Origin of the sequence: Aeromonas sp. 603607 (genome assembly GCF_049171595.1) — a bacterium.
In the GTDB taxonomy this organism is placed as follows: Bacteria; Pseudomonadota; Gammaproteobacteria; order Enterobacterales; family Aeromonadaceae; genus Aeromonas; species Aeromonas veronii.
The window spans coordinates 128,924-145,555 of record NZ_JAAKOV010000013.1 but is presented as its reverse complement, the minus strand read 5'-3'; the positions used below and the strand labels follow the sequence as shown (position 1 = coordinate 145,555).

General features: G+C 59.5%; 15 protein-coding genes. 7 read left to right on the top strand and 8 right to left on the bottom strand.

Annotation, left to right across the window (positions count from 1 at the left end; translation table 11 throughout):
- Window positions 1-365 precede the first annotated feature (365 nt).
- On the bottom strand, window positions 366-1,436 hold the full coding sequence (locus G5315_RS13865) for an NAD(P)H-dependent flavin oxidoreductase (protein ID WP_421333225.1): 1,071 nt from the start codon (window positions 1,434-1,436) through the stop codon (window positions 366-368).
- A gap of 72 nt (window positions 1,437-1,508) precedes the next feature.
- The gene (locus G5315_RS13860; RefSeq protein WP_071912918.1) at window positions 1,509-2,150 is read right to left on the bottom strand and encodes a ribonuclease T2 family protein; all 642 of its coding nucleotides are present in this window, start codon (window positions 2,148-2,150) and stop codon (window positions 1,509-1,511) included.
- A 203-nt stretch (window positions 2,151-2,353) separates the two neighbouring features.
- On the opposite strand from G5315_RS13860, the gene G5315_RS13855 reads away from it, so the two are divergent.
- Window positions 2,354-2,914, top strand: a complete 561-nt coding sequence (locus G5315_RS13855; protein WP_005343397.1) for a carbonate dehydratase — start codon at window positions 2,354-2,356, stop codon at window positions 2,912-2,914.
- Window positions 2,915-2,994: 80 nt separating this feature from the next.
- On the opposite strand, the gene G5315_RS13850 is transcribed toward G5315_RS13855, so the two are convergent.
- Window positions 2,995-3,903 (bottom strand): SAM hydrolase/SAM-dependent halogenase family protein, encoded by a 909-nt coding sequence (locus G5315_RS13850; protein ID WP_421333224.1) that lies wholly within the window; start codon window positions 3,901-3,903, stop codon window positions 2,995-2,997.
- Window positions 3,904-4,118: 215 nt separating this feature from the next.
- On the opposite strand from G5315_RS13850, the gene G5315_RS13845 reads away from it, so the two are divergent.
- Window positions 4,119-4,577: a hypothetical protein gene (locus G5315_RS13845; RefSeq protein ID WP_421333223.1), complete on the top strand. Its 459-nt coding sequence runs from the start codon at window positions 4,119-4,121 to the stop codon at window positions 4,575-4,577.
- 217 nt (window positions 4,578-4,794) lie between these two features.
- Entirely contained in the window at window positions 4,795-6,045 is a 1,251-nt protein-coding gene (locus G5315_RS13840; RefSeq protein ID WP_421258273.1) for a DEAD/DEAH box helicase, read from the top strand.
- Between the two features lie 84 nt (window positions 6,046-6,129).
- Here G5315_RS13840 and G5315_RS13835 read toward each other — a convergent pair whose 3' ends face one another.
- Window positions 6,130-7,401: a lipopolysaccharide biosynthesis protein gene (locus tag G5315_RS13835; RefSeq protein WP_421333222.1), complete on the bottom strand. Its 1,272-nt coding sequence runs from the start codon at window positions 7,399-7,401 to the stop codon at window positions 6,130-6,132.
- Between the two features lie 214 nt (window positions 7,402-7,615).
- Window positions 7,616-8,380: a CphA family subclass B2 metallo-beta-lactamase gene (locus tag G5315_RS13830; protein ID WP_421333221.1), complete on the bottom strand. Its 765-nt coding sequence runs from the start codon at window positions 8,378-8,380 to the stop codon at window positions 7,616-7,618.
- Between the two features lie 536 nt (window positions 8,381-8,916).
- Here G5315_RS13830 and G5315_RS13825 point away from each other — a divergent pair.
- A complete protein-coding gene (locus tag G5315_RS13825) occupies window positions 8,917-9,687 on the top strand; it encodes a DUF4238 domain-containing protein (RefSeq protein ID WP_421333220.1) in 771 nt (256 codons plus the stop codon).
- Between the two features lie 164 nt (window positions 9,688-9,851).
- On the opposite strand, the gene G5315_RS13820 is transcribed toward G5315_RS13825, so the two are convergent.
- Window positions 9,852-11,555 carry an amidase gene (locus G5315_RS13820; RefSeq protein ID WP_421333219.1) on the bottom strand — a complete coding sequence of 568 codons (1,704 nt, stop codon included), beginning with the start codon at window positions 11,553-11,555 and terminating at the stop codon, window positions 9,852-9,854.
- A 125-nt stretch (window positions 11,556-11,680) separates the two neighbouring features.
- Window positions 11,681-12,778, bottom strand: coding sequence for an agmatine deiminase (aguA, locus tag G5315_RS13815; protein ID WP_421231330.1), 1,098 nt, complete (start codon window positions 12,776-12,778; stop codon window positions 11,681-11,683).
- A gap of 156 nt (window positions 12,779-12,934) precedes the next feature.
- On the opposite strand from aguA, the gene G5315_RS13810 reads away from it, so the two are divergent.
- Together G5315_RS13810 and G5315_RS13805 are read left to right on the top strand one after the other, a co-directional pair.
- Window positions 12,935-13,888 (top strand): LysR family transcriptional regulator, encoded by a 954-nt coding sequence (locus G5315_RS13810; RefSeq protein WP_421333218.1) that lies wholly within the window; start codon window positions 12,935-12,937, stop codon window positions 13,886-13,888.
- 486 nt (window positions 13,889-14,374) lie between these two features.
- Window positions 14,375-14,719 carry an endonuclease domain-containing protein gene (locus G5315_RS13805; RefSeq protein ID WP_376889090.1) on the top strand — a complete coding sequence of 115 codons (345 nt, stop codon included), beginning with the start codon at window positions 14,375-14,377 and terminating at the stop codon, window positions 14,717-14,719.
- Between the two features lie 62 nt (window positions 14,720-14,781).
- Here G5315_RS13805 and G5315_RS13800 read toward each other — a convergent pair whose 3' ends face one another.
- Window positions 14,782-15,348, bottom strand: coding sequence for a TetR/AcrR family transcriptional regulator (locus tag G5315_RS13800; RefSeq protein ID WP_376889092.1), 567 nt, complete (start codon window positions 15,346-15,348; stop codon window positions 14,782-14,784).
- Window positions 15,349-15,547: 199 nt separating this feature from the next.
- On the opposite strand from G5315_RS13800, the gene G5315_RS13795 reads away from it, so the two are divergent.
- Entirely contained in the window at window positions 15,548-16,585 is a 1,038-nt protein-coding gene (locus tag G5315_RS13795; protein ID WP_376889094.1) for an alkene reductase, read from the top strand.
- The last annotated feature ends 47 nt before the right edge of the window (window positions 16,586-16,632 follow it).

Here is a 16,632-nt window from a genome sequence, read left to right as displayed (position 1 = left end):
GACGCAGCTTTTGCTGCTGCGGGAGTGGCATTCTACTCAACCGCCTTCTCGAGTCAAGCCTTATTTGCAAAGGCTTTCTCGAGGTTATCGACCCGGTCGTTTGCGTTGCCGCTTGCCGTGTCGATGGGGCGCATTATAGAGAGATTGATCACATTGGCAAGGGCCAAAATGCAATAAAATCGCAAAAAACTGCACTTTATTGGTTATTCATATCAACCAACAAGCTTTGCACAGACTTATCCACAGAAAGGCGTAAAATCCGGATTGTTTGCGGCCATAACACAGCGCTTATCAGGTGGTTGTGCACGCAGTTCGCCAGCCATCCCCTCACCAGTCAGCTATCTTTGCCTTTTATATAGAGGCAATCACGCCAGCCCGGCCTCCTTTATCCACTCCGCCACCAGCTCGCGGAGGGGCAGCTCACGACAACCGGAGAGATCCTGCCCCGCCCAGAGCGGAGAGAACCCGCTATCGCCCCGGGACTCCGCCACTGAGCGCAGCAAAGCCAGGGCGCCACTGGCATAAGGGAAGCAAGGCGCCAGATCCGAGAGCGGGCCCAGCTCCCGCATCAACCGGTTGCGGATGCCGCGGGCGGGGCGGCCGCTGAACAGATTGGTCAGCGCCGTATGCTCGCCTCGAGATGAGTGAAGCGCCGCACGATGCAGCGGCGAGGTAGTCGCCTCATGGCAACAGAGAAAGGCGGTACCCATCTGCACGGCGCTCGCCCCCAGCGCCAGCGCGTTGGCAATCCCCTTGCCATCGACGATGCCACCGGCGGCGATCACCGGCAGGTCGATCGCGGCAAGGATCTGTGGCAGCAAGGTAAAGGTGCTCTGCTGCAGCGCGAGATCATCAGAGAGGAAATGGCCGCGATGACCGCCCGCTTCCAACCCCTGCGCAATCACCGCATCTGCACCATGGTGAGCAAGCCACTGTGCCTCGGCCACCGTGGTGGCGCTGGCCAGCACATAGGCGCCGCTCGCCTTCACGCTGGCAAGCAGCTCGGGGGCTGGCAATCCAAAATGGAAGCTGACAACCGCCGACCTGAACCCGGTCAGCAGCTCGGCATGTTGTGCGTTGAACGGTGCTCGGGTGGGCGCCCTGGCTGCGGCAGCCGTTGCTGCCGCCATGCTGATGTCAAACTCGGCATAGTAGGGAGAGAGCGCCTGTTGCCAGCGCATCTGTTGATCAGGATCTGGCTCCTCCTGCCGATGGCAGAAGAAGTTGACGTTGAAGGGGCCATCGGTCGCAGCTCGCATCGCCTGCAGCTGGGTGGATAACTGCTCGCTGCCGAGCATGGCCGCCGGCAAGGAGCCCAGCAGGCCTGCCTGACAGGCGGCGATGGCCAGCCGGTGATCCTGCACACCTGCCATGGGGGCCTGGATCAGCGGGTAACGCAGGCCGAGACGACGAGCAAAACGGGAAGGGGCATCCATGATCCAGACTCCTTTCTGCAAATGGCGGGAACAGAGCGGGCCCATCATGGGCCCGCTCACGCTAGTGACACATCAACGCACGCTGCGCAGCAGGAAATCCGGCTGACCGCAGGAGCGGCGCTCGCGCTTTTGCATCTCGGCGGAACAGGTGACCGCATCCGTCCCCTCTTTATTGACGCAGATGTAGATCTCCCGCAGGAAGCGGCCACCATCGGCGCACGCTACCGTGATGTTGTCGGGAGCCAGCCACTCGTTGGCGCTCGCCAGATCAGCCTTGAGCTGGAAGGTGCTCTTGCGCAGCGGCTCTTCCGGGGATTGATAAGCCGCCGGGATCTTCACCTTCTGGCGCAGGTCGCTTGCCAGCTGATGGAATTGGGGCTGACTCAGGCCGGAGCAGGTGCCGTGCTTCTCCCACTCATGGCGATAGAGAAAACGGCTGGGGTAGAGGCCGGCAAACTCCTGCTCCATGTTGGCGTCGAGCCGTTCGCGGGTGCAGTTGCCGGGGTAACCGCGATCGTACTGGGGCCAGAGACCGTGCAACACAAAGCCCAGCTTGCGGGAACATTGATCCTTGTCCGCAGGTTTGACGGCGCAGTGCTCGGGCGACCAGGAGAGCGCCAGGGCATAGTAATCAAAGTCACCCGCCACCCCTTTCGCCTGCACCGCAGAGGAGAGCAGCAAACCACCAGCCAACAGGGCCATCATCTTCTTCATCTTTATATCCATCCAAACCGACTCTCGGGATGGCAGCCATGCTCCCATATTCCGGCGAGCGGAAACAGTGATCGCGGCACTGCTTGCGACAAGGGTCAGACCAGTCAGGGCTTTCACCGAGGAGCGACGAGGGGTAAGCTGACCGACCGGTGGACGCCTCGTCCACCACCCAAGCACTCCTCTTGGCAACCACAGGATGTAACATGATCCGCAAAAATCCCTCCGGCCACCTGCCGGTCATCGATGAATCCGCCTATATCGACAAAACTGCCATCATCTGCGGCAAGGTGATCATCAAAGAGAATGTCTTCGTCGGCCCCTACGCGGTGATCCGCGCCGACGAGGTGGATGCCAACGGCGAGATGGAGCCCATCGTCATCGGCGCCAACTCCAACATTCAGGACGGGGTGGTGATCCACTCCAAATCCGGCGCCGCCGTCACCATCGGCGAATACACCTCCATCGCCCACCGCTCCATCGTCCACGGGCCGTGCGAAGTGGGGAACCGGGTCTTTATCGGTTTCAACAGCGTGCTGTTCAACTGCCATATCGGCGATGGTGCCGTGGTGCGTCACAACTCGGTGATCGATGGCTGCGATCTGCCGCCGGAGTTCTACGTCCCCTCCACCACCCGCATCAACCAGCAGAGCGATCTGACCCATATCCCGCGGGTTTCAGTGGATGCCGCCGAGTTCTCCGAGGATGTGGCTCACACCAATATCGATCTGGTCAAAGGATACAAGGCGCTCTCCAACGAGTTCTGATCCCTTTCTTTATTACCAGAGAACGAAACGGGCGCCGAGGCGCCCGTTGCTGTTTCTATCGCGACTTATATATGTGCGGATCAGGAGCACTTCTTCAGGCTGATATGCCAGTTGGCACCGGATTGCACCTGATGCTTGGCAGCGAAGCTGTCCATGTTCAGCGCCACCGACACCTGCAGCAGGCTGTTGAGGTAGACCAGCGGCTGCCCTTCCGGCACATCGCCAAAGCTGCTGACATAGGGGGCCTTGCCGTCATATTTCAGTGCAGAGCCTTCGCTGATCTTGATGCAGGCGGTATCCCCCTTGTTGATCCCGGTCTTGGTCAGCAGGGTATCGTCGATGTTGGTCCAGACGTTGCCGTACTGCACATCGAGGATCGGGATGGTGCCTTTGAGGGTGCCATCCTTCTCGGCTACCGCAGCCTGATAGGGGATCTTCACCACCTCGGCAGGCAGTTTCGGGCCCACCTGCTCGTAGCTGATGGCACCGGACGCGAGCCGGGCGCCGGTGTAGGCATACACATCGCGACCATGGAAGGTGTAGGACTTTTCGGAGCCCATGAGGCGGTTGGTCTTCTCGTCGATCTGGCGCACGGTGTCGATGCCGAAGTGTTCGGCTACCAGAGTCAGGGTGCCGTTATCCGGGCTGACGATGTAGTGGCCGCTCTTGGTCTTGAGCACCACCGACTTGCGATCGGTGCCGACACCCGGATCCACCACGCTGACGAACACAGTGCCCTTGGGCCAGTACTGCAGGGTCTGATAGAGGCGGTAGGAGGCTTCCCAGATGTTGTAGGCCGGGATCTCGTGGGTCAGGTCATAGAGCGGCAGGGTGCGATCCACCCCGAAGGCGACCCCCTTCATGGCCGAGACGGCGCCATCTTTGAGGCCAAAGTCGGTCTGGATCACCAGCGCCTCGTTGGCGGTGGCAACACAGCTGGCCAGCAGCAGGGCGAGCGCAATGGCGCGGGGAGCGGTACGAATATCCATATCTGAACTCCTGAAACGGTGGCAATGAGTGGTCAAAAACCTTCATTTGGCCATCCAGACTGCCACAACGAGGATTTATTGCAAGGTGTTAACACCAAAGTGAGCCGCCACTCGCAAAACAGAGGGGCTATGGCAGAAATTGTGCTCGCCAAAGCCGGTTGATGGCATTATCAAAAGAGGGTTGTCACACTCGCCCCCGACAGGAGTCCCGCACCATGAATCCCGCCCCCGATAGCACACTGTTACTGGAGATTGGTGAGCAGCGCAGTCAGGTCTGGCTTGGCCATGCCGATGCTCCCCTCGCCAGCTGGACGCTCGCCTTCGGCACCCGCGCCATCCAGCCCGGGCCATTTCGCCACGCGCCGCCCACCCCGCTCGAACTGGAGCGCGCCATCATGGTGGTGGAAGATGAGTTGATGCGCATCGCTCCCGAAATACCGCCCGGTCTGCCCCTCACTCTGCACAGCGAACCCTCGCTGGCCGAAGCGCTGGGGGACAATGAACTCAGCCGGGATCTGGTGGAGCAAGCCTTTGGCCAGCTGGCCGCGATGGCGGAAGGGGATCCCCTCGCCGCCAGCTTGCTGCCACGCGACGAGCACTTTGCCGCCGTGCTGCTGATCGTCAGGGAGTGGCTGCACCATCTGGCCAGCGAGAGCGTGCTGATCGTGGAGTAGTGTCATGGCTGATGCCCCTTGCACTGCCGACTCGCGGTAAAACAGAAGCGCGGCGACGAGGTCCTGCGCCACCGCCATGCGCGACATGCAAAACCGGGAGCTATGCGCCCTTGCTCATCATCGCCTTCTGCCGCGCCCCCAGCTTCTGTTACCATCGCGGCCACGATCACTCATTGCATCGCGGCCGCTGGCCGCGATAACCCCGACTGGTGCCCCTATGTCCACAGCCTCCTTTGCCGAACTGGCCCTCTCCCCCCGTCTGCAGCAGACCCTGACCGAGCTCGGCTATGCCGCCCCCACCCCCATTCAGGCTCGTGCCATCCCCGTCATTCTGGCAGGGCGGGATCTGATGGCGGGGGCCCAGACCGGCACCGGCAAAACCGCCGCCTTTGTGCTGCCGCTGCTGGAGCAGTTGCTGGCGCAGCCGCAAGCAGAATCCCCGCGCCCAATCCGCGCGCTGGTGCTGGTGCCGACCCGCGAGCTGGCGGTGCAGGTTGCCGAGAGTGTGGCGCACTACGGTCAGGGCACCGGTCTCACCAGCACGCTGGTCTACGGCGGGGTGAGCATCGCGGCGCAGGTCGAGGCGCTTCAAGCCGGGGTGGATCTGCTGATCGCCACCCCGGGCCGTCTGCTCGACCATCTGCGGCAGGGGGCATTGAGCCTTGATAGCCTGCGCCATCTGGTGTTTGACGAGGCCGATCGCATGCTCGACATGGGCTTTATGGACGAGATCAAGGCGCTGCTCAAACAGATCCCGGTGGATCGCCAAACCCTGCTCTTCTCCGCCACCTGCGACGACAACCTGTTTGCCCTCTGCAAGGTGCTGCTGCGCGACCCCGAGCTGATTGAAGTAGCGCCGCGCAACACCACGGCGGCCGAGGTGGAACAGCGGGTCTACACGGTGGACAGCGATCGCAAGCTGGCGCTGGTCGAACACATGCTGAAAGTGAAAGGGTGGGCACCGGCGCTGATCTTCAGCCGCACCCGTCAGGGGGCCGACAAACTGGCCCAGCAGCTTGGCAAGGCGGGCATCAATGCGCTGGCCTTCCACGGCGATCTGTCGCAAAGCGCGCGAGAAAAAGTGCTGCTGGAGTTTCGCGCCGGCACCCTGCAGGCGCTGGTTGCCACCGATGTGGCAGCCCGCGGCCTCGATATCAGCGATCTCAACTATGTGATTAACCTCGAGTTCCCGTTTGTGGCGGAGGATTACGTCCACCGTATCGGTCGCACCGGTCGCGCCGGCAACAAGGGGCTCGCCATTACCCTGTTCAGCCCGGAAGATGCGCCCCTGCTGGAGAAGGTGGAAGCGGTACTCGACACCCGCTTGCCCCAGCAGTGGTTTCCGGGCTTTGAGCCGGATCTCACCCGCTTCGAGCCCGAGCCGCGCCGCAATAGCAAGGCGGCCCAGAAGCAGCGCGCCAGAAAGCAGGCCCTCGCTGGCAACAAGGGTGGCAAGGGCAAGCGTTAAACCGCTCCTGCGCCGCCAATAAAAAAACGCCCGCACGGGCGTTTTTTGTTATCTGACCAAAGCCAGCTCTTGGCGAGTCACACCCTAACGGGTCGCCAGCACCAGTGGCAGGGATCGCAAGATCTGTCGCTCCGCCAGGGTCGAGAGGATAAACATCACCATATAGCCGAGGCCCAGCGCCACGATAATCGCCACCACGTTGGCGGTAAACTCGGCCACCAGATAGTAGGCGGCGACCAGCGCCACTATGCCCGCCAGCCGGATCAGCAAACTCTGGGTAAAATAACCGTGGGCCTTGATGTAGGCGAGCTGATAGCCATTCAGCATCATAAAGATGAAGAAGATGGAGAAGTGGAACAGCACCGGCACCGCCCCCACGTAGTCGGCGGGGAAGAACAGCAGCACCAGCGGCTTGCCCGCCAGCAACATCAAGCCAAAGAAGGCCAGACTGACGATGGCGGAGAGACGGAAGATCCAGCGCCGGATCATCCTGATCTGGCGGTGATCGCCATTGCGCAGATTGACCGCCAGCTCAGGCAGCACAAAGCGGTAGATGGGGAAGACAAACAAGGTGGTCATATAGGTGAAGATGGGGCGCACCACCACCTGAAAATCCCCCAGCTCGTCGAGGCTGAAGTGGCGGATGGTGAGCAGCACTGTGATGTAAATCATCAGGATGCTGGCCCCCGCCTCCAGAGAGGCGGTAAAGCTCTTCTTCACATAGCTCACCATCTCGGGGCCGAGCGCCACCTTGGCGAGCGGCCTGGTGGCGATGGCCCGGCGCCGCGAAACATACATATAGCTGGCGATAGCGAGCGAGGAGAAGGTCAGCCCATAGAAGAGCGAAGCGAGCGCATCCATCCCGAGCCCAAAGTAGCAGGCCATAAACAGCAGGCCGTTGGCCAGCGGCTCCAGCCAGGTGACCCGATTGGAGAGCTCATACATCCGGTACATGGCCACCAGATTGGTGAAGTAGACCTTGAGCCCCAGCCCGAAGATAACCCCCACCAGTTGCAGATACTCCACCCGGATATGGAGCCCGTGCTTGATATAGGGGATCACCGCCCCCCAGGTGAGCAGCACAATGCCGATGAGGAAGTAGCGAAAGATATTGATGATGTCCCGATCATTTTTGGTCTGGGAGTAGCTCACCACCATGGAGGAGCGAAAACCTGTCATCAGGATAAAGGAGAGGGAGATCAAATCGACCACGCTGTTGAACAGCGCCAGCTCCCCCTTGGCGACCCACTGCGCCAGCCACACCTTGAAGGCGAAGCCGATAACGATGCTGACCAGCGAGGCCCACATCCCGGTGATAAAGGCCTGCTTGAGGCGCGCGAGAGAGGCGTATTGCATAACGAAAATGGATAACTTTCAGGGAAAAGAGAGAGGGCTATCTTATGAAAGCCCACCTCCCTTGAACAGCGTTAATACCACGCACTCACAGCCACCAAAAAAGCCGCAACAGCAAAACCCCCCTTATTTCCTGAAAGCGGGCGTTTTGTGGTGTGCCGTTATGGCTGCTGATTGCAGCGATGGCTCGGCTTGCTGCCAGTCTGTCGCGCAACCCTTATGACTGCGGCACCGCCTTGATCAGCGCCTCGTAGTGATCAATCAGCTCAGGGCCGTGCAGCGGCGAGTCGTGACCGCCAATCACCGTCTTGATCGGCAGCTTCATCGCCTTGAGCCGCTCGATGGTCTGCGGATAGGCCTTCACATTGGCAAAGCTCAGGTTGCCCAGCTTCTCCTTGAGGATACAGTTGCCATAGAGCACCTGCTCGTCGGGGAAGTAGACAAAGATGCCGTCCGGCGTATGGGCCGGGCCCGCGTAGAAGGCGCGCACCTTGCCATCTTGCAGGGTGAAGTCGCCATCGTGCACCACGTTGGGCAGTACCAGCGGCAGATCCGGATACTCCGGCAGCCCCTTGCGGGTAAAGGCGACAATCTCGGCCCAGTCGCTCTTCATCAGATCCCGGGTCTGGCGCGTCGCCACCACCTTGGCCCCGATGGACTTCCAGTAGGCATTACCACCCGCCCGGTCGGTGTGGTAGTTGGTGTTGATCACCTCCAGCACCGGCTTGCTGCTGACCCGTTTAATGAGCTTATGCAGCTCGCGAGCGGTATCCGGCGTCCAGGTCGCCCCCACTACCGTCACCCCCTTGGCCCCGAAATAGACCATGGAGTTCTCTTTGACGTAGTAGTTATCCTCCACCACATAGACAGGGCCGCTCACCTGCTTGAGCTCGATCCCCGCCGCCCGCACGCTGCCGCCCCAAAAACTCGCCATCAGCACCACGGCCCCGGCCAATCCACACTTCATCCAACCTTTCATCATCTTGCTCCCTCGAACCAACCGCCCCTCGCCACCCCTGTGGCAAGCCAGGCCTTTTAAGCAGTGGGCAGAAGATACGGGGGATTTGTGAGGGGAAAATGAGGCTGTGTGAAGAGAAGGTGAAGTCGGGGGGACGTCGTCGCCAATCCCGCAAGACACGACATAGCAGGCCACCCCAAACCACGTAGGGACGATTAGCGCAGCGTAATCGTCCGCATACCGCCGCGCACCGAGTTACGGCAAGACCGACAGGAAACTCTGGATACCAGCGGCTTCTCGGCCACCTTTCGCGATCGTCCGAATACGCTGCGCTATTCAGTTTCTACGGCTCTACGAGATGAGCATATGGCGCACAACATACGAAATGTACATGAGCCGAAATGCTGGGAATCCCTGAATATCCCAAGTTACAATGAGCAGGAAAATCACCTTCAACAGCTTCACTTGGAGATATAGATGGGAAGGCAAGCTGGGCACCATTATATTCCGGCTAGCTATTTAGCTGGATTTACCATGGACAATAATAAAAGTGCACAATTTTGTGTAGTTCCCGTCGATGGAAAAAAACTTATAAAACTAGCCCTACCAATGTTTGTAAATCAAGAGATTATTACTCCCTGCCTGGATTGGCAGACAGCTTATCAATTGAAAAATTCTATGCCACAGATATTGAACCAAAAATAAAACTTACTTTAGATTTTATGGAAAATAATAAAGCTATACCATCTAAAGAAGATTTGACTGGCCTATTTTTATTAGGTGCCACTTTGTGGTTAAGAAACCCAAAGAGAAGAAACTTACTAACTGAAAATTTACTTTATATAGAGAACTTCATTGATGATGGCTTAAGTGATGGAATCAAAGTAACTAACAGACATAAACTCATGGCAACAAAAGGTAATATCATATCAGCGGAGCTAACATCGTTAAAAATAGCTATTAACTCCTTTAGTAATAAACACTTTCAACTCTTCATATCTGAGCCTTCACAAAAGTTCATTACATCTGATAACCCATGTTATATCAGCCATCGATATATGATGAAAGGAATATATTTAGGTCTCGATACACCTGAAAATGAAATCTGTTTTCCTATTAATAAAAACATGGCAGTGATAGCGAGAAATGAACCTTGTAAACAGTCAACATTTAAAGCAGATGAAAAATTTGTTTCGCTATTAAACACAAAAATAGCGGGAACTGCTCAGAGGTATTTCTTCACAGCAGAAGACTCTGTACTTTTGTTAGATAAAGACATGAAAACATATGAACATTTATTTAAGCCATCAGAAGGTTGGCATCAAAAATAACACTTTCCACACATCCATCTAACTATGAAAATTAATTCCAATCACTTGCTTATATTTACTTATTGGGTTGAGAATGGAAAATAAAAAAACCACCCACATAGTGATGGGTGGTTATATTTTCATTATCCCCAGACGAACACGGGCTATTTAGCCCCAACTACCAATCACCCCAACGACGGCGTCCGCGGCGGCACCATCCGCTTGCTGCCGGTGGACTCGAAGGCCGAGGCAAAGCGCAGCAGGTTGTTGTCGTCATAGGCGCGACCGGCGAAGGTCAGGCCCACCGGCATACCGATATCAGCCATCACCCCCATGGGGACGGTGACGGTCGGCACGCCGAGGTGGCGAATGGCGAGGTTGCCGTTGGCAACCCAGATGCCGTTGCTCCAGGCGATATCGGCGGAGGCCGGATTCACATCCGCATCAGCCGGGGCGACGTCGGCGACGGTGGGGAACAGCACGGCGTCGAGCTTGAGCCCGTCCATCCACTCCTCGAGATCCAGCTTGCGGGTCTTCTCCAGAGCGCGCAGGCCGTCCGGCACTGTGGGGATCTCGTCAAAGCGCTTGATACCGCGCTTGGCCATATTGACGTACTCGTCCATGCCCGCCGCCAGATCGCCCTCGCGGTTCGGCAGGGTGCCCGGATCGTGGGGGAAGATCTTCGGCCCATCGACATCGGCCAGCTTGTTCAACTTGGGATCGCCGTTGGCGCGCAGGAAGTCGTCGAACGCCCAGCCGGAGAGCTCCCACAGCTCGTCGTTGAGAAACTCCGGGCTCACGATGCCGCGATTGAACACAGTCGGCGCGCCGGGTCGGTCCCCTTCGCAGTTGGATACCAGCGGGAAGTCCACTTCGATGACTTCGGCGCCAGCGGCTTCCAGCGTCTTGCGCGCATCTTCCCAGAGGGCGATCACGGTCTCACGGGTATGGATGCGCTGACCGGTCGGGCCGCCGATGCCGGGGTTTTCGCTGGTGCCGGCCAGTTCATCCTTGTTGATAAACATGCGCGGCACGCCGAGGCGCTTGCCCTTGAGGGCATCGGCCTTGGCAGCCAGATCCAGATAGGAAGCCGGACGCACTTCGGAGGCCTTGGGCAGTTGCACCCAGGGCTGCATGCGCCACAGATCGCCACGGGTGTCGGCATCGTCGGCGACCACTACGTCGAGCACTTCCAGCAGATCGTTCATGGTGCGGGCATAAGGCACCACCACATCCATGGTCGGAGTCAGCGGCCAGTTGCCGCGTACCGAGATGACCCCACGGGACGGGGTGTAGGCGCACAGGCCGTTATTGGAGGCCGGGCCACGGCCGCTCGACCAGGTCTCTTCGGCCAGACCAAAGGCGGAGAAGCTGGCAGCGGTGGCGGTACCGGCGCCGTTGGAGGAGCCGGAGGCAAACGGCGCAGTCAGGTAGTCGGCGTTGTAGGGGCTCTCGGCACGGCCATAGACGCCGCGCTGCATGCCACCATTGGCCATCGGCGGCATATTGGTTTTGCCAAGGCAGATGGCACCGGCGGCGCGCAGGCGCTCAACGGTAAAGGCATCGCGCTGGGCCACCAGATCCTTGAAGGCCGGGCTGCCGGAGGCGGCGGTCAGCCCCTTGACCAGATAGCTGTCTTTGGCGGTGTAGGGGATGCCGTCGAGCGGGCTCAGGGTCTCGCCACGGGCGCGGCGGGCATCAGAAGCCTCGGCCTCTTTCAGCGCATCGGGATTGGCGACCACCACGGCGTTGAGTTTGGTGGCAGTCTCGGGGCCGTTGTAGGCCTCGATCCGGGCCAGATAGGCCTTGACCAGTTCGACCGCTGTGGTGCGGCCTGATTCGAGCGCTGCACGCAGCTCGGCAATGGAAACCTCGGTCACTTCGATCATGGGGATCTCCTGTAAAAGGGTGACTGTTTGTCATGATGATCGCCGCATCAGCGCCTGCGACCATCACACCATCAAGAGATAAAACCCCACTGAGTGGGGTTTGGAATACTCACCGGAACCGGTTCTTATTTGCCGGAAGGGATCTGCTGGGTAATGCAGTGAATATTGCCACCGCCCAGCAGGATCTCGCGGGCCGGCACGCCGACCACGGTGTGCTCCGGGAAGATCTCTTCCAGAATGCGCTGGGCTTCACCATCGGTGGCGGCATCCAGCAGCGGATAGACGATGCGATCGTTGGTGATAAGGAAGTTCACATAGGAACCGGCCAGACGGCCTTCTGCCTCGCGCGGCACACCGGTACCGCTCTCGACACCGGCAGACTCCTCTTCAGTGCAGAACAGCGGGCCCGGCTGGGGCAGCTTCCACACTTTCAGCTTGCGACCCTTGGCATCGACCGCCGCTTCCAGCACCTTGAGGGCGGCCACGGAGCGGGCGTACTGGGGATCGTTCTGATCGTCAGTCCAGTGCAGGGCCACTTCACCCGGACGCACGAAGCAGCACATGTTGTCGATGTGGCCATCGGTTTCGTCCATGTAGACGCCTTCGTCCAGCCAGATAAAGCTGGTGACGCCCAGATAGTCGCGCAGGTGCGCTTCGATCTGCTCTTTGGTCAGGTGCGGGTTGCGGTTTTCGTTGAGCAGGCACTCGGCGGTGGTCAGGCAGGTGCCTTCGCCATCGACGTGGATGGAGCCCCCTTCCAGAATCAGCGGCGCGTCGTAACGAGCCATGCCGTGCTGGGCCAGCATCTGGGCAGCGACCTCTTCATCCTGATTCCACGGGTAGTAGAGACCGCCCTTGTGACCGCCCCAGGCGTTGAAGCCCCAATCCACGCCACGGCACTCGCCTGCGGCGTTGGTAACGATGGTCGGGCCGGTATCGCGGGCCCAGCAGTCATCGCTGTTCATTTCGACCAGGGTGACGTGGGCGGGCATGATGGCGCGAGCCTGCTCCATAAACTGGGCCGGAACTCCCATAAAGACCGGGGTGGCTTGCCCAATGGCATCGGCCACCTTGGCGAAGGTCTCTTGCGCGAAGCGACCGGCTACGCGCCAGTTGTCCGGGCGAAACGGCCAGATCATCCAGACGGCCTGCTGGTGCGCCCACTCGGCGGGCATGGTGAAGCCGTCGGCGGCCGGCGTGGAGTTAATGGTCTTGATGCTCATCGCAAGGCTCCTTGCATGGATTGAGGCCCCCGTTTACGCCCGATGCGGCGCGGGAACCCGGAAAAATAACAGTGGGTCGCAGATTAAGACGTTGCGCCCCCATCCATCAAATGAATAGGATGGATTGTCCCATAAACACGGCGAATAATCCCCCCCATGAAACTGCACCAGCTCGACCTCAATCTGCTGCTCGCGTTTGACGCCCTGATGACGCAGGGCAGCGTCACCCGCGCCGCCGAAGCGCTCTTTATCAGCCAGCCCGCCATGAGCCACTCCCTTAACCGGCTGCGCACCTTTCTCGGCGACCCGCTGCTGGTGCGCACCCCGCAGGGGATGCTGCCGACCCCGCGCGCCCAGCGGCTGCATCTCGGGGTGCAGCAGGCGCTGCGGCTGCTGGAGCAGCAGCTCACCGAGGAAGAAGAGTTCGAGCCGAGCCAGTCGAAGCGGCGCTTCGTGCTCTGCACCACAGATTACGTGGAGTGCGTGCTGATCCCGCCGCTTATTCAGCGGCTCAGACGGCTAGCGCCGGGGGTCACCATCGAGATCCGCATCCTGCGCGACACCCTGCCCGAAGCCGAGCTGGCGAGCGGCGAGATCGATCTGGTGCTGGGCTTTGACGAGTACATGCAGGTGCCGGGGTATCTCGGCAAAGAGACCTGGCTCACCGAACCGCTGGCCGGACTGGTGCGCGCCGATCTGCCGATTGCCAAATCGGCCCCCGCCGGCGCCGAGGATGATCCCTCCCAGTGGATGGAACGCATCACCCTGCAGCAGCTCATCGCCATGCCCCATGTGTTCCACTCGCCGCTGGGCACCTCGGAGGCGAGCCTCGACCGCTATCTGAAGAGTCAGGGCTTTAGCCGCACCATCTCGGTCAACAGCCAGAGTTATATGTCCGCCGCCGCCATCGTCAGCCAGAGCGATCACCTGCTGGTGCTGCCCAGCATGGTAGCCGAGCTGCTCGCCACCCACTGGCCGCTGAAAAGCCTGCCGCTGCCCGAGGACGTACCCGACTACCACCTCAACTGCGTCTGGCATCCTGTGCACGCGCAGCAACCGGCGCTGGTATGGCTAAAAGATTTGATGAAAGAGATAGTGGGGCCGAGGTAAGACCGCGGCGTCTGGCATACCCCATCGACGCATACGCAACAACCGGCGCAGGTGTGGCTCAAGGATTTGATGAAGGAGCTTGTTGGCCGACCACGATGCCCAAACCGAACCGCGATCAATTCCCTCTCCCTCCGGGAGAGGGTTAGGGTGAGGGCTGCTTCTGCTCCCTCCCCCTCATCCCCAACCCTTCTCCCGCAAGGGGAGAAGGGAGCAGTTACGCTACCACTTGCAGCATCGCAGACAACCAGTTAGCCATAACACTCTCAATAAATTCAAAAACTTAAATTTATCTTCCTATTACCCAATCCAGCTTCCCCTGCTCGAATCCGGCAATGAACACAGTGATGATCAGCCCAATCCCAACCACAACTCGATCTGTTCCCTCTCCCATTGGGAGAGGGCTAGGGTGGGGGGACGCAATACCCAACCGGTAAACAGATGGGAAGCTAGCTATATCTATAAGACGATACAGAGTGGGAGCAATTAATGGAGAGCAACCGTGTTGCCAAGCGACTGAGACGAGATGCCACACAGGCAGAGCAGAAACTGTGGCAACAGTTGCGCAATCGCCGTCTGGCGGGGCTGAAATTTCGCCGCCAAATGCCCATCGGCCCCTATGTGGTGGACTTCATCTGCCTTGAACAGGGATTGGTCATCGAAGTGGATGGTTCGCAACATGGAACACTAGCGAACCAGATGCATGATGAGGCTCGGACAGCCTATCTCAATCAGCAGGGATTTCGGGTGATACGAGTGTGGAATAACGATGTACTGGGCAGGCTCAACTCCGCGCTGGATTTTATCCTGCTCTCATTACACCAATCCGATTGACCCCTTCTCCTCAATTCAAAAAGCAAAAACGGAGAAGGGGACACCCTATCCACTGACTATTTTTACGCCCGCAGGGCCCGCATCAGCTGGGCGACTACGTCGTCGAGCAGGGGACGATCGGGGCGGCACTGGGCGAAGGTGACCAGCCCTTGCAGGTTGATCAGCAGCATGGCGGTGAGGGTGTGGATATTGCTATCCGGGGCCAGTTCACCCTTGGCCTGCGCCTGTGTCAGCAACTCGGCCAGATCCTGCTCCAGCTCGCCATAGATCCCCTTGACCCGCTGGGTCAGCTCCTCATCCTGCTCGCTCAGCTCCATCATGGCGCGGGTCACCAGACAGGAGCCGCAGAGCGCCTCCCCCACAATCCGGTCGAGATAGGCAGCAAGGCCCGCCAGCGGGCTCGGGTTGTCGAGCAGGGAGCGGCGCAGGGTGCGTTTGCCCTCGACATAATGATCCACCGCCGCCAGCAGCAGGCCTCGCTTGTTACCAAAGGCGCCGTAGATGCTGCCCGGGTGCAGGCCGGTGGCAGCCACCAGCTCCTGCATGGTGGTCTTGGCATATCCCTTGGCGCGAAACGCTTCCATGGCATTTCGCAGTACCTCGTCCCGATCAAACTCGGCTATGCGCATGGTTCCTCCCGTGGGAAATGGTTCACCGGCAAGGGGCAACAGAGCCCGCCGATAAAGAGTGGCTGGAAAGGGCGGCAAGTTTACCCCAGCCGCCCGCTCGGGCCAACCTTCTTGAATGCGCATTCAAAAAAAGCTTGCGCCCGACGCAAAAAACGTCTTGAATGCACGTTCAAGAATAACCCGTTCAGGACAACCTATCATGAATACCCTGTTTCAGCCGTATCGACTCAATGACACTCTGACCCTGGCCAACCGTTTCATGATGGCCCCGCTCACCCGCTGCATGGCAGGCCCAGGTCTGGTGCCGACCGAGCAGATGGCTGCCTATTACGGCCGCCGCGCCGACATCGGCCTGATTGTCTCCGAAGCCGTCATCATCCGCCCCGATGCGCAGGGCTACCCCAATACACCGGGCCTCTTCACCCAGGCGCAGATCGATGGCTGGAAGAAAGTGACCAGTGCCGTACACGCCAAGGGCGGCAAGATCTTCGCCCAGCTGTGGCACGTCGGCCGCCTCTCCCACCCCTTCTTCCATCAGGCTGAAGTGTTGGCCCCCTCTGCCGTGGCGCACGAGGGCACTGTGCCCCGCATGCGCGAGCTGACCTATCAGGTGCCGCGCGCCCTGACCGAGGCCGAAATCGCCCAACTGGTACAGGATTACGCCCAAGCCGCAGCCAACGCCATCGAGGCGGGCTTTGACGGGGTGGAAATTCACGGTGCCAACGGCTACCTGATCGACCAGTTCCTGCACCACTCCACCAACCTGCGCACCGACAACTATGGTGGCAGCCCGGAAAAGATGAGCCGCTTCGCGCTGGAAGTGGTCGATGCCATCAGCGCCCGCATCGGCGGTGATCGGGTTGGTATTCGCCTCTCCCCGGGTGCCTATGTCCATCTGGCGGGCAGCCCGGAAGATCGCGCCGTGTTCGACTATCTGCTGGGCAAGCTGAACGATCGCCCGCTGGCCTATATCCACCTCGGCATCTTCGATGACAACCTAACCTTCGATTATCTGGGTGGCCGTGCCTCCGACTATCTGCGTGCCCACTACAAGGGCAATCTGGTCGGGGTGGGTAACTACGACGCCGAGCGCGCCGCTGCGGCCATCGAGGCTAACCGCTTCGATCTGGTGGCCATCGGTCGTCCACTTATCGCCAACCCGGACTATCTCGCCAAGGTGAAGAAGGGTGAAGCGCTGGAGCCCTACGCCGACACCATGCTGGCTGAGCTGGTATAACCACAAGCCATCGCCAGACGACAGGCAATAAAAAACGAGGGGAGCTA